Origin of the sequence: Hylemonella gracilis ATCC 19624 (assembly GCF_000211835.1) — a bacterium.
Taxonomy (GTDB): domain Bacteria; phylum Pseudomonadota; class Gammaproteobacteria; order Burkholderiales; family Burkholderiaceae_C; genus Hylemonella; species Hylemonella gracilis.
Map to the genome: position 1 here is coordinate 15469 of NZ_AEGR01000014.1, position 19634 is coordinate 35102.

Sequence of the window (19634 nt, forward strand, 5' to 3'; positions counted from 1 at the left end):
AAGCGCCGACCGTGATGAACGCGGGTGCCGATCCACTGGCGGCCTACCGCGTTGACGCCGCGCCCTGGTACCGGTCGTCAGCGCGCGAAGTCGAGCTGTACGAACGAGCCTGGGTGCACCGCCTGCCCCTGCTGCTCAAGGGCCCCACGGGCTGCGGCAAGACGCGTTTCGTCGAGCACATGGCCTGGAAGTTGGGGCGCCCCCTGGTCACCGTGGCCTGCAACGAAGACATGACGGCGGCCGACCTCGTGGGCCGCTGGCTGCTCGACGCGCAGGGCACCGTCTGGCAGGACGGTCCGCTGACGCTGGCGGCGCGCCACGGCGCCATCTGCTACCTCGACGAGGTGGTGGAGGCGCGCCAGGACACCACGGTGGTGATCCACCCGCTGACCGACGCGCGCCGTCTGCTGCCGCTGGACCGCAAAGGCGAACTGCTGCGCGCGCATGCGGACTTCCAGCTCGTCGTCTCTTACAACCCGGGCTACCAGAGCCAAGCCAAGGACCTCAAGCCCTCGACGCGGCAACGCTTCGCCGCGCTGGCCTTCGACTATCCGCCGCCGGAGGTGGAGACCGATATCGTGGCGCACGAAGCGGGCGTCACGATGGAACTCGCGGCGCGCCTGGTCGGCCTCGCCCGCCGCACGCGCGCCTTGCGCGAGCACGGTCTGGAAGAAGGCGCTTCGACCCGCATGCTGGTCTACGCGGGCCGCTTGATCCGCGACGGCATGGACCCGCGCGACAGCTGCGCCATGACCCTCACCCAGGCGCTGACCGATGACCCCGATCTGAGCGCCGCCCTGCGCGAGCTGGTGCATGCCACTTTCCCCTGACACCCAGGCACCCGGCTCGGACCCAGGTCTCACCGTGCCGAGGCTGCTGCTGCGCGCGCTCAGCCTGCGCGGCCTCACGGTGCAGCACCTGCCCACGGGTGCATCCGGTGCATCCGGTGCATCCGGTGCATCTGGTGCATCTGGTGCATCTGGTGCATCCAGCACAGCGCATCCCCAACCGTTACCCCTAGCGTTACCTGCCTCCACGCGCCCCATCCTCACGGCCACGCACCTGCTGCTGCCCGCGCTGACGCCAGCACTGCAGCGGGCCGCCGTGGCGCATGCCGCCGCCCATCTGCTGCATTCCGCGCCCGCTCAACCTCCGAATGGGCTGCGGCCTCTGGCCCAGGTCGTGGTCGGCGCCATCGAGGATGCGCGGGTCGAGCAACTGCTCGCGCGTGAGCTGCCCGGCGTGCGCGCCTGGTTCGATGCGCCGCTGCGCGCGGCCTGGCAGGCAGACGGATTGAGCTTCTTCGCCCTGCTGTCGCGCCTGGACCTGGCCCTGCATGACGAACGGTGTCCCGATGACCATCACTGGGTGAACAAGGCGCGCACCGCCTTCGATGCCGCTCGCCGCGCGCACGGGCTGGAGGACGCCGCGGCCTTTCGCCGGCTCGCGTCCATCCTCGCCAACGACCTCGGCCAGATGCGCGTGCGCCACGAGCCACGGCAGCTGGCCGTGCCCGCGCCGTATCGGGATGACCACAGCCACCTGTGGGCGCACAAGCGCAATGCCGAGGAAACACAGAACTTGCCCGCGCCCGAGGCACCTCCCCCCGTCGGGCGCCCCGCCACCGCATCGCCTCCCTTGACCCCATCACCGAGGGACGAAGCCGCAGCGGCTGGGCGAGACACGCCGACACTGCACCTCTACCCCGAGTGGGACCGGCGCCTCGAACGCCTGCGTCCCGACTGGTGCACGCTGCACGAGTGGGCGCCTGTGCAGGCCGTGGAAACGCCCAGCGATGCCGGTCTCGGGCGCACACGCCTCCCGTCGCGCCTCCCGCTGCCATCACGCCCGTCGGTTGGCCCCGGCCGCCGATTGCGCCGCCAATTCGAGGGCGATGAGCTCGACCTGGACGCGGCCATCGACGCCGTGCTGAGCCGCCGCCTGCAACAGACGCACGACGGACCGGTCTTCCAACGCCGGGCCCCTCAGCAGCCGCCCTGCAGTCTGCTGCTCCTGCTCGACAGTTCCCTGTCCACCGCGGACCAGGACGCCCAAGGACGCAGCCTGCTGGCGCTGGAACAAGTGGCCGCCTGGCAGCTCGCGCGCACCGTGCTGGCGGCTCGGGGCCGCATCGCGATCCATGCCTTCCACTCGGACTCCCGAGCGCGCGTGCATTACCGACGCCTGCTCGATTTCGGTCAAGCCCTGGATGCTCGCGCGCAAGCGCGGTTGGAAGCCCTGCAGCCGGCCTGGTCCACGCGCTTGGGGGCGGCCCTGCGCCATGCGACCCGGCTGCTGACCGCAGAACCCGCCGAACGACGCGCCGTGCTCGTGCTCAGCGACGGCGCGCCCAGCGACATCGACGCGCATGACCCGCGTGACTTGGTCGAAGACGCTCGTCAAGCCGTGCGGGAAGCCGCCCAGCGGGGCCTGCCGGTCTATGGCCTGATCGTTGACCCGGGTGCCGCCACCTGTGCGCGACGCATCTTTGGGGTGCATCGCCATCGCGTTCTTGCGCGCACCGCCCCCTTGCAACGCCAATTGGCGGCCTTGCATGCACACATTTCAGGCATTTGATTTGAAATTGCTCCGTTGTGGTGCATCATGCCCCTCGTGTGCCGCAGGAATGCAAGGGCACTGGCGGCATGCCTATTGCATACACGGCTGTTCAAAGAGGGAAGACATAGAACCATGGAACTCACGCCCCGTGAAAAAGACAAGCTGCTGATCTTCACCGCCGCCTTGCTGGCCGAGCGGCGCAAGGCGCGCGGCCTCAAGCTCAACTATCCGGAGGCCGTGGCCTTCCTCAGCGCCGCCGTGATGGAGGGCGCGCGCGACGGCAAGACCGTGGCGCAACTGATGAGCGAAGGCCGCACCCTGCTCACGCGCGACGAGGTCATGGACGGCGTGCCCGAGATGATTCCCGACATCCAGGTCGAGGCGACCTTCCCCGACGGCACCAAGCTCGTGACGGTCCACCAACCCATACCCTGAACCTCCGGTGCGGTCCGCCGCACAGGCTGGCCGCGCCCTCTGCTTCACACGCACACGACACGCAAGGACCCCGCATGAAACTGCACCGTCTCTCCCCCCTCTTGCTGCTTGGCGCCAGCCTGGCCGCGTCCGCGCATGTGGGCGCGGATGGCGGCGGGCACCATGGTTTCCTCGCCGGCTTCAGCCATCCTTTCTTCGGGCTGGATCACCTCGCCGCCATGCTGGCCGTGGGCGTCTGGAGCGCGCTGGCGGTGCGTCGCATCTGGGTCGCTCCGCTGGCCTTCGCGCTCACGCTGCTGGCCGGTGCCTTGCTGGCGCAGGCGGGCCTGACCTTCCCCGCCGTCGAGCCCATGATCGCGGCCTCGCTGCTGGTCGTCGGCCTGCTGCTGGCCTTGCGCGCCCAGCTGAGCGCGGCAGCCGCGGCGGCCCTGGTCGCGGTGTTCGCGCTGTTCCACGGCGCGGCGCACGGCAATGAACTCACAGGCGCACCCGCGCTGGCCGGCATGGTGCTGGGCACGGCCTTGCTGCATGGCGCCGGCCTGCTGCTGGGGCGCTGGCTGCACAACCGGCACGTGCTGCTGGCGCGCGCCGTCGGCCTCGTGGTCGCGGGCTTCGGTCTGTTCACGGGCGCCCTGCTCGTCGCGGGTTGAAACCATGATCCCCGGCGAACTGCTGATCGACGACGGCGCGCACCCGCTCAACCCCGAGCGGCGCACCCATACCGTGGTGGTGAAGAACACTGCCGACCGCCCCATCCAGGTCGGCTCGCACTACCACTTCGCAGAGACCAACGGCGCGCTGGACTTCGACCGCGCCGCCGCGCGCGGCATGCGGCTCAACATCGCCAGCGGCACGGCCGTGCGCTTCGAACCCGGCCAGCAACGCACGGTGGAGCTGGTGGACTTCAGCGGCGAGCGCCGGGTCCACGGCTTCCGTGGCCTCGTGCAAGGAAAACTCTGAAGCCTCACGCTCAACGGAATATCACGCCATGTCCTTCATCACCAAACGCGCCTATGCCGAGATGTACGGCCCCACCCAGGGCGATCGCGTGCGCCTGGCCGACACCGAACTGATCGTGGAGGTGGAGCAGGACTACACCCTGCGCGCCGGCGGCTACGGCGAGGAAGTGAAGTTCGGCGGCGGCAAGACCATCCGCGATGGCATGGCGCAGAGCCAGCGCACGCGGGACGGCACGGGCAGCGGCCCCGAGGCCGGCGGCGCGGTGGACACGGTGCTGACCAATGCCTTGATCATCGACCACTGGGGCATCGTCAAGGCCGACATCGGCCTCAAGGACGGGCGCATCGCGGCCATCGGCAAGGCCGGCAACCCCGACACGCAACCCGGCGTGGACATCGTCATCGGCCCGGGCACCGAGATCATCAGCTGCGAGGGCAACATCGTCACGGCGGGCGGCATCGACAGCCACATCCACTTCATCAGCCCGCAGCAGATCGAGGAAGCGCTGTGCTCGGGCGTGACCACCATGCTGGGCGGCGGCACCGGCCCAGCCACCGGCACCTTCGCCACCACCTGCACGCCCGGCGCGTGGAACATCGAACGCATGCTGCAGGCGGCCGACGCCTTCCCGATGAACCTGGGCTTCCTGGGCAAGGGCAACGCCAGCCTGCCCGCCGCGCTGCACGAACAGATCAACGCCGGCGTGATCGGCCTGAAACTGCACGAGGACTGGGGCACCACGCCCTCGGCCATCAGCAACTGTCTGGACGTGGCCGAGGCCACCGACACCCAGGTGGCCATCCACTCCGACACGCTGAACGAGTCGGGCTTCGTCGAGAACACCATCGCGGCCGTCAAGGGCCGCGGCATCTGCGCCTTCCACACCGAGGGCGCGGGCGGCGGCCATGCGCCTGACATTCTCAAGGTGGTGGGCGAGGCCAACTTCCTGCCCAGCTCGACCAACCCCACCATGCCCTACACGGTGAACACGTTGGACGAGCATGTGGACATGCTCATGGTCTGCCATCACCTGGACCCGGCCATCGCCGAGGACCTGGCTTTCGCGGAAAGCCGCATCCGCAAGGAAACCATCGCGGCCGAGGACATCCTGCACGACCTGGGCGCCATCAGCATGATGAGCAGCGACAGCCAGGCCATGGGCCGGGTGGGCGAAGTGATCATGCGCACCTGGCAGACCGCGCACAAGATGAAGGTGCAGCGCGGCGCCCTGGAAGGCGACGGCGCGCGCAACGACAACACCCGCGTCAAGCGTTACGTTGCCAAGTACACCATCAACCCGGCCATCGCCCACGGCATCAGCCACGAGGTGGGCAGCATCGCCCCCGGCAAATGGGCCGACCTGGTGATCTGGAAACCGGCCTTCTTCGGCGTCAAGCCCGCGCTCATCCTCAAGGGCGGTTTCATCGCCTTCGCGGCCATGGGTGACCCCAACGCCAGCATCCCCACGCCCCAGCCCGTGCACTACCGACCCATGTTCGGCGCCTTCGGCGGCGCGATCGCGCGGACCTCGCTGACCTTCGTGTCGCAGGCCGGCCTGGCCGCGGACATCGGCACGCGCTTTGGCTTGGCCAAACGGCTGTCGGCCGTGAAAAACATCCGCGGCGTGACCAAGCGCCACATGGTGCACAACAACTATGTGCCCAAGATGGAGATCGACGCACAGACCTACCAGGTGCGCGCCGACGGCGTGCTGCTGACCTGCGAGCCGGCCAGGAGCCTGCCCATGGCGCAGCGGTATTTCCTATTCTGAGGCTGCAATGTCAAGGATGCGGTCTCAGATGTGGTCGCGTATCCAATCGGCAAAGACGTTCTGTTCCATCTCGCCCGTGGCCACGGACAGCATGGTCAACACGCAATCGGCGTCACTTGCCTCCAACTCGTGCCCGTTGAGCATCAGGAACAATTCAACCGCGACAAAAGCCGTGCGTTTGTTGCCGTCGATGAAGGGGTGTTTGCGTGCCAAGCCACAACCGTAAGCTGCGGCCAGATCGGCGACGTCGGGCTGCCCATAGGCCGCCAGTTGCTGCGGGCGTGCCAATGCCGAGGCCAGGCCATTCGGGTCGCGAACGCCAGACATGCCGCCGTGTTCGGCCAGTTGCTCCGCGTGCACCGCATCCAGCACAGCGGGGTCGATCCAGACCCAATCCGGCACATTGCCGCCGCGCGTCATTTGGCCAGCTGACGCAGCACCTCGCGGCGCTTCTTCATGATGCGACGCGCGGCCTCCATCTGTGCCTCGAACTCCGGGCTGTAGGCCGTGAGCGTCACCCCGTTGGCCGCGTCGGTGACAAACAGCGTATCGCCCTTTTCCACCTTCAGGCGCGCCAGCACCTCCTTGGGCAGGATGACACCCAGGGAGTTGCCGATCTGGGTCAGTTTGAGTGCGGTCATGGCGCTGCCCATTCGTTATAACAGTTGTTATATTAGCCATCCTCCTTCCCCACCGCAAGCCACGTGATCACCGTCTCCAAACTGCTCTCCCAAGGCCAGGGCCTGGCCAAGGTCCTTGTGCAACGCGCGCCCACCATCGAACTGGACTGGGACGTGCGACAGAAAAGCCGCTTCGCCGCCACCGACTCCTCGGGCCGCGAGCTGGGCGTCTTCCTGCCACGCGGTACCGTGGTGCGCGGCGGCGACGTGCTGGTGGCCGAGGACGGATCACTCATCCGCGTCGTGGCTGCACCCCAGCCCGTGCTGCGCATCACCGCCTGCACCGAACACGGCTCGCCCTTCGACCTGACCCGCGCCGCCTACCACCTGGGCAACCGCCATGTGCCCATCGAGCTTCGGCCCGACCACCTGAAAATCGAACCCGACCATGTGCTGGCCGACATGCTGCGCGCCATGCACCTGATCGTGACCGAACAGCAGGACGCCTTTGAACCTGAAGGGGGCGCCTACGCGCAAGGGCATGGCGGTCATGGTCACGACCATGGGCACAGTCACGACCACGACCACGGCCACGATGACCACCACGGGCACGATCACGGCCACGCGCACACACATGCGCCAGGACAGGAAAGCCATAGCCACGCGGGTCATGCGCACGATGATCATGACCACGACCATGGACATGCGCACCACCACAAGCACTGAGGCGGCCTCACCCGCGCTGTCGCCGGCCAGCCTGCTGCACCTGATCTGGCTGGCCTCACCCGCACTGCCGGTGGGGGGGTTTTCGTACTCGGAAGTACTGGAAGCCGCGATCGACGCGGGCCTGGTGAACGGCGAAGCGCAGGCCGCCGACTGGCTGGTGGAACAACTGCACCTCACGCTCGCACGCTCGGACCTGCCTGTCATTGCCCAGGTCCTGCGCGCCTGGCGACGGGGCGACACCACATGCATCCGTGCCCTCAACAGCTGGCTGCTGCAGACCCGCGAAAGCGCCGAGCTGCGCCTGCAAACCGAACAGATGGGCCGTTCCTTGCGCGAATGGCTGCGCCACCTGCCTGGAGCCGACGCCACCGCGCTGGACTTCGCCGCCACCTTGGAACCCAGCTACCCCGTGATGTACGCGCTCTGTGCCGCAGGGCCGATGCAAGCGCAGTCCGATGCGCGCGCCGATGCTGGTACCGGGAACGCTGGCGAACGGGACGTGTTGCTGGCCTACGCCTTCGGCTGGGCTGAGAACATGATGCAGGCCGCGCTCAAGGCCGTACCCCTGGGACAAACCTCGGGCCAACGCATCCTGGCTCGGCTCGCCACTGAGATTCCCGCCGCCGTCGAACATGCGCTGCAGTTGCCCGACCAAGACCGCCAGGCCTACAGCCCCATGCTCGCCATCCTGAGCAGCCGGCACGAAACCCAGTACTCCCGACTTTTCCGCTCCTGAATTGCCGGAGCGCCAGCCAGCAAGGAAACACCATGAACACTCCCGCCCTGCATCACATCCCGAACCGCTCCAAGCCCCTGCCGCCCCTGCGCGTCGGCATCGGCGGCCCGGTCGGCTCCGGCAAGACCACCTTGCTTGAAATGCTCTGCAAGGCCATGCGCGAGAAGTACGACCTCGTCGCCATCACCAACGACATCTACACCAAGGAAGACCAACGCCTGCTCACCATCAGCGGCGCGCTGCCCGCCGAACGCATCATGGGCGTGGAAACCGGTGGCTGCCCGCACACCGCCATCCGCGAGGACTGCTCCATCAACCTCGAAGCCATCGACCGCATGCTGAAGGAGTACCCCAACGCCGACATCGTGTTCGTGGAATCCGGCGGCGACAACCTGGCCGCCACCTTCAGCCCCGAGCTGAGCGACCTGACCATCTACGTGATCGACGTCGCGGCCGGAGAAAAGATCCCGCGCAAGGGCGGCCCCGGCATCACCAAGAGCGACCTCTTCGTCATCAACAAGACCGACCTCGCCCCGCATGTGGGCGCGAACCTGGACATCATGAAATCCGACACGGAGCGCATGCGCGGTGCGAAACCGTTCGTGATGACCAACCTGAAAACGCTGGCGGGCTTGGATCAGGTGGTGGGGTTCATTGAGCAGCGGGGATTGCTCAAGGCCTGAAGCCGCTAACCATCCACCGGCTGCTCCGGCGTCTCCAAGATCAACTGATACAGCGCGAGGTCTAGCCAGCGCCTGAACTTGAAGCCGGCCTGCTGAACGACGCCGCAAGGCTTGAAACCGAGCTGCTCATGCAAGGCGATGCTGCCGCTGTTGGTGGCGTCGATGGCGCCGACCATCACATGCACCTGCTGCGCGCGGGCGCGTTCGATGATGGCCTGCAGCAGCTTGCGCCCCAGGCCCTTGCCACGGTGGGCGTGGTGCACGTAGACGGAATGCTCCACCGTGTACTTGAAGGCCGGGAAGTTGCGGAAGGTGCCGTAGCTGGCGAAACCCAGCAGTTCGCCTTGCCCATCGTCATCGTCGACAAAGCCGATGACCGGAAAGCCGCCCGCGCGCTTGGCCTGGAACCAGGTGCTCATGCTGTCCATGCTGCGCGGCTTGTAGTCGTACAGGGCCGTGGTGCGCACGATGGCGTCGTTGAGAATGGCGAGGATGGCTTCGCCATGGGCTTCGAGGGTGCAATCGATCAGTTGCATGGTGTGGTGGGTGGATGCGCGCAATCGGGCGCATCGGGCTCGGAGAGGACCGTCTGGTCACTTCGCCAGGTTCCGAGGCCCAGACGGATATCGAGTTGCGGGAGCCGCGAGCACTTCAGTGTTGATGTCCGCCGTCGCCATGCACATGGCCGTGGGCGATTTCCTCGGCCGTGGCGGCGCGCACGTCGAGCACGGTGCATTCCAGCTTCAGCGCCAGGCCGGCCAGCAGGTGGTTGCCGTCCAGGTGCACCTGCGGCCCCTTGATCTTGACCACCCGGAAATGCATGGGTTGGCCGTCATCGCTGCGGCCCTCGAGGTGCCCGCCGACTTTCACGCCGGGGGGAAATTCACTCTTGGGAATGACGCGCACCAGGCTCTCGTCACGCTCGCCAAAGGCATCCTCGACCGGCAGCGTGATCTTGAGCTGGAAGCCCTTTTCCTGGCCCTCCAGCGCCGCCTCGACCTTGGGGAAGATGTTGCCGTAACCGCCGTGCAGGTAGGCGCTGGGTTCGCTGCCGTCCTCGAGCAGTTGGCCGCTGCTGGCTTCGGTGAGGCGGTAACGCAGGGTTACCGCAGTGTCCTTGGTGATTTTCATGGTGAGTGCAGGCACAAAAAGGAAGTGAAATAATCGCGGGAATCTTCCGGAGGAAACCGATTATGAGCGACACCCAGCAACGCATCGACCAGCTCGTCAAGGGCAACGACATCCTGCTGTTCATGAAGGGCAGCGCCAGCTTCCCGATGTGCGGCTTTTCCGGCCGTGCCATCCAGATTCTCAAGGCCAGCGGCGTGGACCCGAAGACCGTGAAAACGGTCAATGTGCTGGAAGACGACGAAATCCGCCAGGGCATCAAGGAGTACAGCAACTGGCCGACCATCCCGCAGCTCTACGTCAAGGGCGAGTTCATCGGCGGCTCGGACATCATGATGGAGATGTACGAAAGCGGTGAGCTGCAAAAGGTGCTGGCCGCCACGGCCTGAGTCGCCCCAGTGGGGCGGCACGTCCGCCCTCCTCCCCTTCACTGATCGTTTCAAAAAAGCTGCAAGCCGGGCCTGCTTCCCGGCTTTGCCATCTTGAGCACTGGCCCGGCTTGTGCTTGAATGTTTCCAGGCCGATCATCCATCGCCTTAGCCGATCGGCTGTTGCCTGGAGAGTTGAACGATGGCGTCACCGCATTCCCTGGTTCCGCAAGGTTCCGCCTTGCGTTTGCCGATCGCACGCATGCGCAGCGTTTTCGAGCCCGGCGAGGTCGAGCGCAAGTTGGCCAAGCTGACCGAGCGCGAGCACGACAACCTGCGCAGCACCTATGCCCGCATGCTGGAGCGAGGGCCAGAACGCTTCCAGGTCAAGCCCGCGGGTGTGCCCGACATGAGCGCGCTCTACGACGATCTGCCCAATTTCACCGAGGTGCTGGACGACGTGAAGCGCCACGTGGCCCTGAGCCAGGACAGCGGCGATGGTCTGGAAATCACCCCCATGCTGCTGCTCGGTCCGCCGGGCGTGGGCAAGACCCACTTCGCACGACAGCTCGCCGCCTTGCTGGGCACGGGCATGAGCCTGGTGCCCATGAGCGCGATGACGGCGGGTTGGCTGCTCTCGGGCGCCTCCTCGCAGTGGAAGGGTTCGCGCCCGGGCAAGGTGTTCGAAGCCCTGGTGGACGGCCAGTACGCCAACCCGGTCATCGTGGTCGACGAGATTGACAAGGCGGCGGGTGAGGCGCAGTACGACCCGCTGGGTGCGCTCTACGGCCTGCTGGAGCACGACACGGCGCACGCTTTCGTGGACGAGTTCGCCGAGGTGGCCATCGACGCAAGCCAGGTCATCTGGATCAGCACGGCCAACGACGAGCGTGCCATCCCCGACCCCATCCTCAACCGCATGAACGTGTTCGAGGTGCCCGCGCCCACCCGGGAGCAGGCGCGCGCCATCGCGCAGCGGCTGTACCGCGCGATCCGCCAGGAACACGGTTGGGGCCAACGCTTCGCGCCCGAGGCGTCGGACGAGGTACTGGACGCACTGGCCGAACTCGCGCCCCGCGAAATGCGGCGCGCGCTGATGACAGGTTTCGGCAACGCACGCCTGGCCGAGCGCGACGCACTCGCGGCGGAAGACCTGCCGCGCCCAGGCCATGGCAAGACCCGCGCAGGTTTTCTGCAGTAGTTTTTCTGCGGTAACCGGCTCGGGTCAGCGACTCAGCGCTTGAGCTTGCCCAGCACGAACGCCGCCGCGTCGCCCACGGCCAGCGGCGTCGCCTCGGCGTCGCGGCGGTGCTGGTATTCGACCTTGCCTTCCTTGAGCGTGCGGTCACCGATGGTGACGCGGTGCGGCACGCCAATCAGTTCCCAGTCGGCGAACATGGCGCCAGGGCGCTCGCCGCGGTCGTCCAGGATCACGTCCACGCCAGCCGCGAGCAACTCGGCGTAGAGTTTTTCGGCGGCGGTCTTGACCTCAGGGCTGCGGTCCGGGTTGATAGGGCAAACCACCACGGTGAACGGCGCGATGGCGTCGGGCCAGATGATGCCCTTGGCATCATGGTTCTGCTCGATGGCCGCGGCCGGCAGACGCGTGATGCCGATGCCATAGCAGCCCATCTCGAAGAACTGGGGCTTGCCGTTCTCGTCCAGGAAGGTCGCGTTCATGGCCTTGCTGTACTTGGTGCCGAGGTAGAAGATGTGGCCGATCTCGATGCCGCGCTCGATCGCCAGCACGCCCTTGCCGTCCGGCGACAGATCGCCTTCGACGACATTGCGTAGGTCCGCCACCAGCGCCGGCTCGGGCAGGTCACGACCCCAGTTCACGCCGGTCAGGTGGAAGTCCACCTCGTTGGCGCCGCAAATCCAGTCGGCCAGCACAGACACTTCGCGGTCGGCGACGACACGCACCGGCTGCTTCAGGTTCAGCGGCCCCAAGTAACCCGGCTTACAGCCGAAGTGCGCGACGATTTCGGCCTCGGTCGCGAAGCGGAAGCCTTGCTCGAACCCCGGCAGCTTGCCCACCTTGACCTCGTTCATGTCGTGGTCACCGCGCAGCAGCAGCAGCCAAATCTGGCTCTTGGCGACTTCGCCCTTGTCGTTCAGCTCGTCCGTGGCCAGCACCAGGGATTTGACGGTGGTCTGCAGCGGTACGTTCAGCAGTTCGGCCACGTCCGCACAGGTGCTCTTGCCGGGCGTCGGCGTCTTGGTCAGCGGCTTGCTTGCGGCGGGGCGTGGCCCCTTGGGAGCGAGGGCTTCGGCCTTCTCGATGTTGGCCGCGTAGTCGCTCGTCGGGCAGTAGATGATGGCGTCTTCACCCGTGGCGGCGATGACCTGGAACTCTTCGGACAAATCGCCGCCGATGGCGCCGCTGTCGGCGGCCACGGCGCGGTAACGCAGGCCGAAACGGTCAAACGCGGCGCGGTAGGCCTGCGCCATGGCTTGGTAGCTGATCTGGGCGCTGGCCGGGTCGCGGTCGAAGCTGTAGGCGTCCTTCATGATGAATTCGCGCCCGCGCATCAGTCCAAAGCGCGGACGGCGCTCGTCACGGAACTTGGTCTGGATCTGGTACAGGTTGCGAGGCAGCTGTTTGTAGCTCTTGAACTCCTGGCGCGCGATGTCCGTCACCACCTCTTCGCTGGTGGGCTGGACCACGAAGTCACGCTCGTGGCGATCCTGAATGCGCAGCAGCTCGGGGCCCATCTTCTCGAAGCGCCCCGTCTCCTGCCACAGCTCCGCAGGTTGAATTACCGGCATGGTCAGCTCGATGGCACCCGCACGATTCATCTCCTCGCGCACGATGGCCGCCACCTTGTTGATCACCCGCAAGCCCATGGGCATGTAGGTGTAGATGCCGGCGCCCAGCTTCTTGATCATGCCGGCACGGGTCATGAGCTGGTGGCTCACAACCTCGGCGTCGGCGGGAGCTTCCTTGAGTGTAGAAATGAGGAACTGGGAGGCTTTCATGGGGAGAAGGGCGGAACTGGGGGCCTGAAGCAGACCTGATCACAAGAGGAGCCCACTTTGATCCGGCGCGAGGGCCGTGCATAATGGACTCAGTTTAAAAATTTGGGGTTTGATTATGCTTGACCGGGACGGCTTTCGGCCCAACGTCGGCATCATCCTGCTCAACCAGAAGAACCAGGTTTTCTGGGGCAAGCGCATCCGCACCCATTCCTGGCAGTTCCCGCAAGGCGGCATCGACCGGGGCGAAACCCCGGAACAAGCGATGTTCAGGGAACTGGGCGAGGAAGTCGGGCTCAAGCCGGAACATGTGCGCATCGTCGCCCGGACCCGCGACTGGTTGCGCTACGAGGTGCCGGACCGCTACATCCGACGCGAAGCACGGGGCCACTACAAGGGCCAGAAACAGATCTGGTATTTGCTGCAGTTGCTGGGGCAGGACTGGGACTTGAACCTGCGGGCCACCGATCATCCAGAATTCGACGCTTGGCGTTGGAACGATTACTGGGTCCCGCTGGAAGCCGTGATCGAATTCAAACGCGGCGTCTACGAAATGGCGCTGACGGAACTGGCCCGCTTTCTGCCGCGCGCTGAACAGCGCAACCGCTATCTGCGCCAGGGACAGCGTCCAACCCGGGAAGTGCGTGAAGGCCGCGACATGGGGCCGCGCGGCACGGGTCTGCCGACTCTGCATGGTCACGAACTGGAACTGCCCCCGGGCGCCAGCTTCGACCCCGATCCCCAAGCGGCGTATGTGCTGCCTCCGGAAACGCCGCATGGCGTGGACGAGGCCTGCGGCGAGCGCAAGGACACCTGAGCACGGGTGCCTAGCCCCACTCGACTGAACAGAGCCCATCTTTGAAAGAGGGGCCTGCGAGGACAAGCCACCCCAGGGCGTGCTGGCAGAGCTTGAATCAGACCGATGTCAGGTCGTCTTCATGAGCACCAGATTGTCCCGGTGCACCATTTCCGGCTCGGCCATGTAGCCAAGCAGGATTTCAATCTCGGACGAGGGCTTGCGGCAGAGCAGCCGGGCCTCGGCGCTGGCGTAGTTGGCCAGTCCTCGGGCGATCTCGACGCCCTGGTCATCCCGCACGGCAATGACCTCACCTCGAGAAAACTCCCCTTCCACCGCCGTCATGCCGATGGGCAGCAAGCTCTTGCCGTCCTCGCGCAGCTTGCGCACGGCGCCGGCATCCACGACCACGGCGCCGCGCAACTGCAGGTGGTCGGCCATCCACTGCTTGCGTGCCTGCGTCTTGCCGGTCTGGGCCACCAGCAGCGTGCCGATGGATTCGCCTTGGACCAAGCGCAGCAGCACGCTAGGCTCGCGGCCCCAGGCGATCACGGTGCTCGCACCGCTGCCCGCAGCGCGCTTGGCCGCGAGGATCTTGGTGATCATGCCGCCCTTGCCGATGCTGCTGCCCGCGCCACCGGCCATCTGCTCCAGGGCAGGGTCGCCCGCGCGTGCCTCGTGCACGAACTGCGCCGCCGGGTCCTTGCGCGGATCGGCGGTGTACAGGCCTTTCTGGTCGGTCAGGATCACGAGCACGTCAGCTTCGACCAGGTTGGCCACCAGGGCGCCTAGCGTGTCGTTGTCGCCGAACTTGATTTCGTCCGTGACGACCGTGTCGTTTTCGTTGATGACGGAGACCACGCCCAGGTCCAGCAGGGTCAGCAGGGTCGAGCGCGCATTCAGGTAACGCTCGCGGTCGGCCAGATCGGCATGCGTCAGCAGCACCTGGGCGCTGGGCAAGCCGTGGGCACGCAGGCGCGTCTCGTACATCTGCGCCAGCCCCATCTGCCCGACGGCGGCGGCGGCCTGCAGCTCATGGATTTCCTTGGGGCGGCGCGTCCAGCCCAGGCGCTTCATGCCCTCGGCGATCGCGCCGCTGGACACCATGATGACTTCGCGCCCGTCTTTCACCAGGGCGGCGAGCTGGCGACTCCACTCCTCGATCGCCGCTTCGTCCAGCCCCCGGCCCTCGTTGGTCACGAGGCTGGAGCCGACCTTGACGACAATGCGGCGCGCCTCGCGCAGCAGCGTCTGCGTTGCTTGCTGGTTCATGCTTCGTCAGGCAAATCCTTGAAACGCGGATCGATCTCCTCCGGCGCCGGTGCCTGCTCGGCCTTCTGCTGCGCACGCACCTGCTTGTACACGGTCTTGACGAGCACATCGCAGCCCTCGTGGGTCAGCGCGGAAATCTGGAACACGGGGCCCTTGTACTTGTAGCGCTTGACGAAATCCTGGACGCGGGCTTCGCGCTCTTCGACCGGGATCATGTCCAGCTTGTTGAGCACCAGCCAGCGGGGTTTCTCGTGCAAGGCCGCGTCGTACTTCTTCAGCTCGGCGACGATGGCCTTGGCCTGGGCCACCGGATCGCTGTCGTCGAAAGGCGCCAGGTCCACCACATGCAAGAGCAGACGTGTGCGCTGCAGATGGCGGAGGAACTGGTGCCCCAGGCCCGCGCCCTCGGACGCGCCTTCGATCAGGCCCGGAATGTCGGCCACCACGAAGCTCTGCTCCGGCCCAACGCGCACCACGCCCAGGTTGGGGTGCAGGGTCGTGAAGGGGTAATCGGCGATCTTGGGCCGCGCGTTGGAGATGGCGGTGATCAGCGTGGACTTGCCCGCGTTGGGCAGTCCCAGCAGGCCGACGTCGGCCAGCACCTTGAGTTCGAGCTTGAGGCTCTTCTTCTCGCCCGGCCAGCCCGGCGTCTTCTGGCGCGGCGCGCGATTGATCGCGCTCTTGAAGCGCAGGTTGCCGAAGCCGCCGTCTCCGCCTTTGGCGATGGTGATGACTTCACCCGGCGTCAACAGCTCGTACAGCACCTCGCCGGTTTCAGCATCGCAGATCAGCGTGCCCACGGGCATCTTGAGGGTGATGTCCGAACCGGCCGCGCCGAACATGTCCGAGCCCATGCCGTGCTCGCCCCGCTGCGCCTCGAAGCGGCGCGTGTAGCGGAAGTCGACCAGGGTGTTGAGGTTTGGATCGGCGACGGCATAGACATGGCCGCCGCGTCCGCCGTCCCCCCCGTTGGGACCGCCGAATTCCTTGTATTTCTCGTGCCGGAAGGAAACGCAGCCGTTCCCCCCGTCGCCCGCGGCGACGTCGATCAAGGCTTCGTCTACAAACTTCATGGCGCAGGAAATGTACGTTGATTTTCAACGATTAGAAATGACAAACCCTGCGCCCCACCGGCGGTGTGGGCGCAGGGTTTCTTGCGGGGAGCGCCCAAACAGGGGCGCTCAGGCCGCTGGCATCACGCCGCGGTCACGTTGACCGTGTGCTTGCTCAGCGCGCCCTTGGTCGCGAAGGACACCACGCCGTCCGCCAAAGCGAACAGGGTGTGGTCCTTGCCAACACCGACGTTCACGCCGGGGTGGAACTTGGTGCCACGCTGGCGCACGATGATGGCGCCGGCGCTGATCTGCTGGCCGCCAAAGACCTTCACGCCCAGCATCTTGGGCTTGGAATCACGCCCGTTTCGCGTCGAGCCGCCGCCTTTTTTCTGTGCCATGTCTGCTGCTCCTTATGCGGAGATGGCGCCGATCTGCAGCTCGGTGAACTGCTGGCGGTGCCCCTGGTGTTTCTGATAGTGCTTGCGACGGCGCAGCTTGAAGATGCGCACCTTGTCGTGCTTGCCATGTGCCACCACGGTGGCCTTGACAGTCGCGCCGGACAGCAGGGGCGTCCCGACCTTGAGCTCGGCGCCGTTTCCGACGGCCAGCACCTGGTCGATGACGATCTCCTGGCCCACGTCCGCAGCAATCTGTTCTACTTTGATCTTTTCGCCAGCGGCAACGCGATACTGCTTGCCACCGGTTTTTATGACCGCGTACATATTGACCTCTTGAGAAATCGGTTTCCGACTCCTTAACCCTGCTTCGATGTGAATCAGCGGGCATCAGGAATCCCCCGCAGACGGATTTCCACGGAGCCCAAGATTCTATCACGGCCGGCTGTTTTCGGCCAACGACCGCCCGTGGCCGGTGCGGGGGACTGACGCCATGGCATTCATCCGAAAACCGGGGCGATCATCAACAAGCCTCAACCCCGCTTCCTATAATCGCGCACTTCTTTCGTTCGCCCTCATCCACCGTCGTGTCTTCATCCCCCCCTCCCTCCCCGCTCAGCCTGATCACCGACGATATGCGGGAAGTGGACCGGGTCATCAGCGAGCGACTCGATTCGGGCGTGCCCCTGGTGGGTCAGGTTGCGCGCTACATCATCGGCGCGGGTGGCAAGCGCCTGCGCCCGGCCCTACTGCTGCTGGTCAGCGGCGCTTTGGATTACCGGGGGCCCCACCGTCATTCGCTCGCCGCCGTGGTGGAATTCATCCATACCGCGACCTTGCTGCACGACGATGTGGTGGACGACTCCAAGTTGCGCCGGGGCAACCCCACCGCCAACGAAACCTTTGGCAATGCGGCAAGCGTGCTGGTCGGCGATTTTCTGTATTCGCGGGCCTTCCAAATGATGGTGGAAGCGCAAAGCATGCGCGTCATGGAAGTGCTGGCCGAAGCCACGAATGTGATCGCCGAGGGTGAAGTGCAGCAGTTGATGAACATGCACAACGCCGATCTGAACGAGGCGGGTTACGTGCACGTCATCCGTTCCAAGACGGCAAAACTGTTTGAAGCCAGCGCTCGCTGTGGCGCCATCCTGGCTGGAGCGGACAAGACGCTTGAAGCCGCCTGCGCCGATTACGGCCAGGCTTTGGGCACCGCCTTCCAAGTCATCGACGACGTGCTCGACTACGCAGGCGACGCCCATGTCATGGGCAAGAGCTTGGGTGACGATCTGCGCGAGGGCAAGGCCACGCTGCCCCTGATCGCCGCCATGCAGCGTGGCACCGAATCCGAGCGCCAGCGGATACGCAGCGCCATCGAGAGCGGCCTCGGCGAAGACGAGACCCGCAACGCGCAGGTCCTACAGGAAGTGATAGCCGTCGTGCGTCGCACAGGCGCTTTGGAGGTGGCCCGCGCCGCCGCAAGCCGCGAGGCGGAACGCGCGATTGCCGCCCTCCAGGGCCTGTCCGTGAATCCGCACAGCGCCAGTTTGGTACAATTGGCGACTCAGCTGCTGGCGCGTCAGTCATGATGTGACGAGCAGCGTCAATGCACGGTTTCGTCGTGGATGCCGTGGGTTGAATCAGTCGGAATGTAGCGCAGTCTGGTAGCGCACTTCGTTCGGGACGAAGGGGTCGGAGGTTCGAATCCTCTCATTCCGACCAACCAATTCAAGGGTTAGCAGCCAAGCGGCCGCTAACCCTTTTCATTTGGCATGACGACGCGCTGTCTTCGCATCGGCATCGGCAAGACGTCAGAAATTCGCGCACTCAAGAAGGTGCTCTTTAGCACCATCGCACTGTGAAAACAGATGCCCCGTTACAGGCACCCCAGCGGTGAGCGATGATGAATGTCATGCCCTACAACGCCGCGTCAGTTGAATCCAGCACGCTTACCCCTGCCGTCAATTACGCTTGGGAGGGCGAGGACGCAGCGGGTCGCAGGGTGCGGGGTGAATTGCGCTGCGCCAATCCGCAAGAGGTCAGACTGGCCTTGCGTCGTCAGGGCATTTTGCCCACGAGGATTCAGCGGCGATGGTGGGCCACGCCGAAGCGCAGAATCAGTCCAAAGGACATTGCTGTCTTCACCCGGCAGTTCGCAGCGATGACGAAAGCGGGCGTCCCGCTGCTGCGCGGCTTCGACATCGTGGCGCGCGGACAAGCCAACGCCAGCCTGACCGCCCTGCTGCTGAACATCCGCACCGACGTGGAGGCAGGAACCCCGTTGAGCAAGGCCTTCGGCAGGTACCCGCGCCATTTCGACCGCCTCTACTGCAGCCTAGTCGAAGCGGGCGAGACGGCCGGCGTGCTGGACGCCATGCTCGAACGGCTGGCCCTTCATCTGGAAAAAGCGCTGGCGCTGCGCTCCAGAATCCGAGCGGCGTTGATGTACCCCGCAGTGGTGGTCGCAACGGCCACGCTCGTCGTGTCGATCATCATGGTGTTCGTGATTCCCGCTTTCCATGAAGTATTCCGCTCTTTCGGTGCGGACCTGCCCGGTCCAACACGGGTGCTGATTGGCATGAGCGAGTTCATGGCACGGTGGTGGCCCCTGCTACTGACGCTGCTGGTCACGGCATTGTGTGCAGCTGCACACGCGCTGCAACGCCAGCCTGGGCTGCAAGCCTGGCGGGATCGCACCTTGCTTGTCCTTCCAATCTTCGGTCCTCTGATCGAAAAGGCCTGTCTCGCGCGATGGACGCGCACGCTCGCCACCCTGCATGGTGCTGGGGTGCCGATGGGACAAGCCCTGGCGGCCGTGCGGGGCGCTGCGGGCAACCGCGTGTATGACACAGCGACCGGCCACGTTCAGCAGGAAATCGGCCTGGGCACCAGCCTGGCAATCGCGATGGAACGCAGCGGGGCGTTCCCGGACTTGGTGTTGCAAATGTGCGCGATTGGCGAGGAGTCCGGCGCAATCGACACGATGCTGGGCAAAGTGGCTGACTTCTACGAGACCGAGGTCAGTGATCTGCTCACGGGGCTGTCCAGTCTGATCGAACCCCTGATCATCCTGTTGCTGGGTTTGGTGATCGGCGGCATCGTGGTCGCACTCTACCTGCCCATTTTCCAACTCGGTCAGATTGTCTGAGGAGGCCGG

Annotated in this window: 23 protein-coding genes and 1 tRNA gene; 15 read left to right on the forward strand and 9 right to left on the reverse strand. The window is 65.7% G+C overall.

What is annotated here, in order from left to right:
* Window positions 1-14 precede the first annotated feature (14 nt).
* The 6 genes from HGR_RS00895 (at window position 15) to ureC (ending at window position 5725) form a co-directional block, all read left to right on the forward strand.
* On the forward strand, window positions 15-830 hold the full coding sequence (locus tag HGR_RS00895; RefSeq protein ID WP_006296151.1) for a CbbQ/NirQ/NorQ/GpvN family protein: 816 nt from the start codon (window positions 15-17) through the stop codon (window positions 828-830).
* Window positions 814-2577: a nitric oxide reductase activation protein NorD gene (locus HGR_RS00900; protein ID WP_138922348.1), complete on the forward strand. Its 1764-nt coding sequence runs from the start codon at window positions 814-816 to the stop codon at window positions 2575-2577. The genes HGR_RS00895 and HGR_RS00900 overlap by 17 nt, the downstream gene beginning before the upstream one ends.
* A gap of 114 nt (window positions 2578-2691) precedes the next feature.
* On the forward strand, window positions 2692-2994 hold the full coding sequence (locus HGR_RS00905) for an urease subunit gamma (RefSeq protein WP_006296153.1): 303 nt from the start codon (window positions 2692-2694) through the stop codon (window positions 2992-2994).
* Between the two features lie 74 nt (window positions 2995-3068).
* Complete coding sequence (locus HGR_RS00910) at window positions 3069-3644, forward strand: HupE/UreJ family protein (RefSeq protein ID WP_006296154.1); 576 nt, start codon at window positions 3069-3071, stop codon at window positions 3642-3644.
* Window positions 3645-3648: 4 nt separating this feature from the next.
* A complete protein-coding gene (locus HGR_RS00915) occupies window positions 3649-3954 on the forward strand; it encodes an urease subunit beta (RefSeq protein ID WP_006296155.1) in 306 nt (101 codons plus the stop codon).
* 28 nt (window positions 3955-3982) lie between these two features.
* Window positions 3983-5725, forward strand: a complete 1743-nt coding sequence (ureC, locus tag HGR_RS00920; protein WP_006296156.1) for an urease subunit alpha — start codon at window positions 3983-3985, stop codon at window positions 5723-5725.
* A 24-nt stretch (window positions 5726-5749) separates the two neighbouring features.
* On the opposite strand, the gene HGR_RS00925 is transcribed toward ureC, so the two are convergent.
* Together HGR_RS00925 and HGR_RS00930 are read right to left on the reverse strand one after the other, a co-directional pair.
* Complete coding sequence (locus tag HGR_RS00925) at window positions 5750-6145, reverse strand: type II toxin-antitoxin system death-on-curing family toxin (protein ID WP_006296157.1); 396 nt, start codon at window positions 6143-6145, stop codon at window positions 5750-5752.
* Window positions 6142-6366: an AbrB/MazE/SpoVT family DNA-binding domain-containing protein gene (locus HGR_RS00930; RefSeq protein WP_039851904.1), complete on the reverse strand. Its 225-nt coding sequence runs from the start codon at window positions 6364-6366 to the stop codon at window positions 6142-6144. Before HGR_RS00930 ends, HGR_RS00925 begins: the two co-directional genes overlap by 4 nt.
* Window positions 6367-6429: 63 nt before the next feature.
* On the opposite strand from HGR_RS00930, the gene ureE reads away from it, so the two are divergent.
* The 3 genes from ureE to ureG are packed head-to-tail and all read left to right on the forward strand — an operon-like array spanning window position 6430 to window position 8490.
* On the forward strand, window positions 6430-7071 hold the full coding sequence (ureE, locus tag HGR_RS00935; protein ID WP_006296159.1) for an urease accessory protein UreE: 642 nt from the start codon (window positions 6430-6432) through the stop codon (window positions 7069-7071).
* Window positions 7049-7807 carry an urease accessory protein UreF gene (locus tag HGR_RS00940; protein WP_138922351.1) on the forward strand — a complete coding sequence of 253 codons (759 nt, stop codon included), beginning with the start codon at window positions 7049-7051 and terminating at the stop codon, window positions 7805-7807. The genes ureE and HGR_RS00940 overlap by 23 nt, the downstream gene beginning before the upstream one ends.
* Window positions 7808-7839: 32 nt before the next feature.
* A complete protein-coding gene (gene ureG, locus HGR_RS00945; protein WP_006296161.1) occupies window positions 7840-8490 on the forward strand; it encodes an urease accessory protein UreG in 651 nt (216 codons plus the stop codon).
* Window positions 8491-8495: 5 nt separating this feature from the next.
* On the opposite strand, the gene HGR_RS00950 is transcribed toward ureG, so the two are convergent.
* Window positions 8496-9026: a GNAT family N-acetyltransferase gene (locus tag HGR_RS00950; protein ID WP_039851899.1), complete on the reverse strand. Its 531-nt coding sequence runs from the start codon at window positions 9024-9026 to the stop codon at window positions 8496-8498.
* A 115-nt stretch (window positions 9027-9141) separates the two neighbouring features.
* Complete coding sequence (locus tag HGR_RS00955) at window positions 9142-9621, reverse strand: FKBP-type peptidyl-prolyl cis-trans isomerase (RefSeq protein ID WP_006296163.1); 480 nt, start codon at window positions 9619-9621, stop codon at window positions 9142-9144.
* A gap of 62 nt (window positions 9622-9683) precedes the next feature.
* Here HGR_RS00955 and grxD point away from each other — a divergent pair, with 62 nt between their 5' ends.
* Window positions 9684-10007 carry a Grx4 family monothiol glutaredoxin gene (gene grxD, locus HGR_RS00960; RefSeq protein WP_006296164.1) on the forward strand — a complete coding sequence of 108 codons (324 nt, stop codon included), beginning with the start codon at window positions 9684-9686 and terminating at the stop codon, window positions 10005-10007.
* Between the two features lie 181 nt (window positions 10008-10188).
* A complete protein-coding gene (locus HGR_RS00965) occupies window positions 10189-11187 on the forward strand; it encodes an AAA family ATPase (protein WP_006296165.1) in 999 nt (332 codons plus the stop codon).
* A gap of 32 nt (window positions 11188-11219) precedes the next feature.
* Here the strand turns inward: HGR_RS00965 and HGR_RS00970 are convergent, their stop codons facing one another.
* The gene (locus HGR_RS00970; RefSeq protein ID WP_006296166.1) at window positions 11220-12965 is read right to left on the reverse strand and encodes a proline--tRNA ligase; all 1746 of its coding nucleotides are present in this window, start codon (window positions 12963-12965) and stop codon (window positions 11220-11222) included.
* Window positions 12966-13080: 115 nt separating this feature from the next.
* Here HGR_RS00970 and HGR_RS00975 point away from each other — a divergent pair, with 115 nt between their 5' ends.
* On the forward strand, window positions 13081-13779 hold the full coding sequence (locus HGR_RS00975) for an RNA pyrophosphohydrolase (protein WP_006296167.1): 699 nt from the start codon (window positions 13081-13083) through the stop codon (window positions 13777-13779).
* Between the two features lie 108 nt (window positions 13780-13887).
* Here the strand turns inward: HGR_RS00975 and proB are convergent, their stop codons facing one another.
* From proB to rplU, 4 genes are all read right to left on the reverse strand, one after another.
* On the reverse strand, window positions 13888-15030 hold the full coding sequence (gene proB, locus HGR_RS00980) for a glutamate 5-kinase (RefSeq protein WP_006296168.1): 1143 nt from the start codon (window positions 15028-15030) through the stop codon (window positions 13888-13890).
* The gene (gene cgtA, locus HGR_RS00985) at window positions 15027-16103 is read right to left on the reverse strand and encodes an Obg family GTPase CgtA (RefSeq protein ID WP_006296169.1); all 1077 of its coding nucleotides are present in this window, start codon (window positions 16101-16103) and stop codon (window positions 15027-15029) included. Before cgtA ends, proB begins: the two co-directional genes overlap by 4 nt.
* Before the next feature lie 122 nt (window positions 16104-16225).
* A complete protein-coding gene (gene rpmA, locus HGR_RS00990) occupies window positions 16226-16483 on the reverse strand; it encodes a 50S ribosomal protein L27 (protein WP_006296170.1) in 258 nt (85 codons plus the stop codon).
* Between the two features lie 12 nt (window positions 16484-16495).
* Complete coding sequence (gene rplU, locus HGR_RS00995) at window positions 16496-16807, reverse strand: 50S ribosomal protein L21 (protein ID WP_006296171.1); 312 nt, start codon at window positions 16805-16807, stop codon at window positions 16496-16498.
* Between the two features lie 308 nt (window positions 16808-17115).
* On the opposite strand from rplU, the gene HGR_RS01000 reads away from it, so the two are divergent.
* The 3 genes from HGR_RS01000 to HGR_RS01010 all read left to right on the forward strand — a co-directional run bounded on the left by HGR_RS01000 (window position 17116) and on the right by HGR_RS01010 (window position 19625).
* On the forward strand, window positions 17116-18066 hold the full coding sequence (locus tag HGR_RS01000; RefSeq protein ID WP_006296172.1) for a polyprenyl synthetase family protein: 951 nt from the start codon (window positions 17116-17118) through the stop codon (window positions 18064-18066).
* 56 nt (window positions 18067-18122) lie between these two features.
* Window positions 18123-18199, forward strand: a tRNA-Pro gene (locus HGR_RS01005).
* 190 nt (window positions 18200-18389) lie between these two features.
* Window positions 18390-19625: a type II secretion system F family protein gene (locus tag HGR_RS01010; RefSeq protein WP_039851901.1), complete on the forward strand. Its 1236-nt coding sequence runs from the start codon at window positions 18390-18392 to the stop codon at window positions 19623-19625.
* The last annotated feature ends 9 nt before the right edge of the window (window positions 19626-19634 follow it).

Bases quoted from the DNA above. Each gene is read 5' to 3' on its own strand.
- HGR_RS01010 (WP_039851901.1), top strand. From the start codon at position 18,390: ATGCCCTACAACGCCGCGTCAGTTGAATCCAGCACGCTTACCCCTGCC.
- HGR_RS00910 (WP_006296154.1), top strand. From the start codon at position 3,069: ATGAAACTGCACCGTCTCTCCCCCCTCTTGCTGCTTGGCGCCAGCCTG.
- HGR_RS00955 (WP_006296163.1), bottom strand. From the start codon at position 9,621: ATGAAAATCACCAAGGACACTGCGGTAACCCTGCGTTACCGCCTCACC.
- ureG (WP_006296161.1), top strand. From the start codon at position 7,840: ATGAACACTCCCGCCCTGCATCACATCCCGAACCGCTCCAAGCCCCTG.
- HGR_RS00900 (WP_138922348.1), top strand. From the start codon at position 814: ATGCCACTTTCCCCTGACACCCAGGCACCCGGCTCGGACCCAGGTCTC.
- grxD (WP_006296164.1), top strand. From the start codon at position 9,684: ATGAGCGACACCCAGCAACGCATCGACCAGCTCGTCAAGGGCAACGAC.
- cgtA (WP_006296169.1), bottom strand. From the start codon at position 16,103: ATGAAGTTTGTAGACGAAGCCTTGATCGACGTCGCCGCGGGCGACGGG.
- HGR_RS00940 (WP_138922351.1), top strand. From the start codon at position 7,049: ATGCGCACCACCACAAGCACTGAGGCGGCCTCACCCGCGCTGTCGCCG.
- HGR_RS01000 (WP_006296172.1), top strand. From the start codon at position 17,116: ATGCGGGAAGTGGACCGGGTCATCAGCGAGCGACTCGATTCGGGCGTG.
- proB (WP_006296168.1), bottom strand. From the start codon at position 15,030: ATGAACCAGCAAGCAACGCAGACGCTGCTGCGCGAGGCGCGCCGCATT.
- HGR_RS00925 (WP_006296157.1), bottom strand. From the start codon at position 6,145: ATGACGCGCGGCGGCAATGTGCCGGATTGGGTCTGGATCGACCCCGCT.
- HGR_RS00975 (WP_006296167.1), top strand. From the start codon at position 13,081: ATGCTTGACCGGGACGGCTTTCGGCCCAACGTCGGCATCATCCTGCTC.
- rplU (WP_006296171.1), bottom strand. From the start codon at position 16,807: ATGTACGCGGTCATAAAAACCGGTGGCAAGCAGTATCGCGTTGCCGCT.
- HGR_RS00905 (WP_006296153.1), top strand. From the start codon at position 2,692: ATGGAACTCACGCCCCGTGAAAAAGACAAGCTGCTGATCTTCACCGCC.
- HGR_RS00950 (WP_039851899.1), bottom strand. From the start codon at position 9,026: ATGCAACTGATCGATTGCACCCTCGAAGCCCATGGCGAAGCCATCCTC.
- HGR_RS00895 (WP_006296151.1), top strand. From the start codon at position 15: ATGAACGCGGGTGCCGATCCACTGGCGGCCTACCGCGTTGACGCCGCG.
- HGR_RS00970 (WP_006296166.1), bottom strand. From the start codon at position 12,965: ATGAAAGCCTCCCAGTTCCTCATTTCTACACTCAAGGAAGCTCCCGCC.
- ureC (WP_006296156.1), top strand. From the start codon at position 3,983: ATGTCCTTCATCACCAAACGCGCCTATGCCGAGATGTACGGCCCCACC.
- HGR_RS00965 (WP_006296165.1), top strand. From the start codon at position 10,189: ATGGCGTCACCGCATTCCCTGGTTCCGCAAGGTTCCGCCTTGCGTTTG.
- rpmA (WP_006296170.1), bottom strand. From the start codon at position 16,483: ATGGCACAGAAAAAAGGCGGCGGCTCGACGCGAAACGGGCGTGATTCC.
- HGR_RS00930 (WP_039851904.1), bottom strand. From the start codon at position 6,366: ATGACCGCACTCAAACTGACCCAGATCGGCAACTCCCTGGGTGTCATC.
- HGR_RS00915 (WP_006296155.1), top strand. From the start codon at position 3,649: ATGATCCCCGGCGAACTGCTGATCGACGACGGCGCGCACCCGCTCAAC.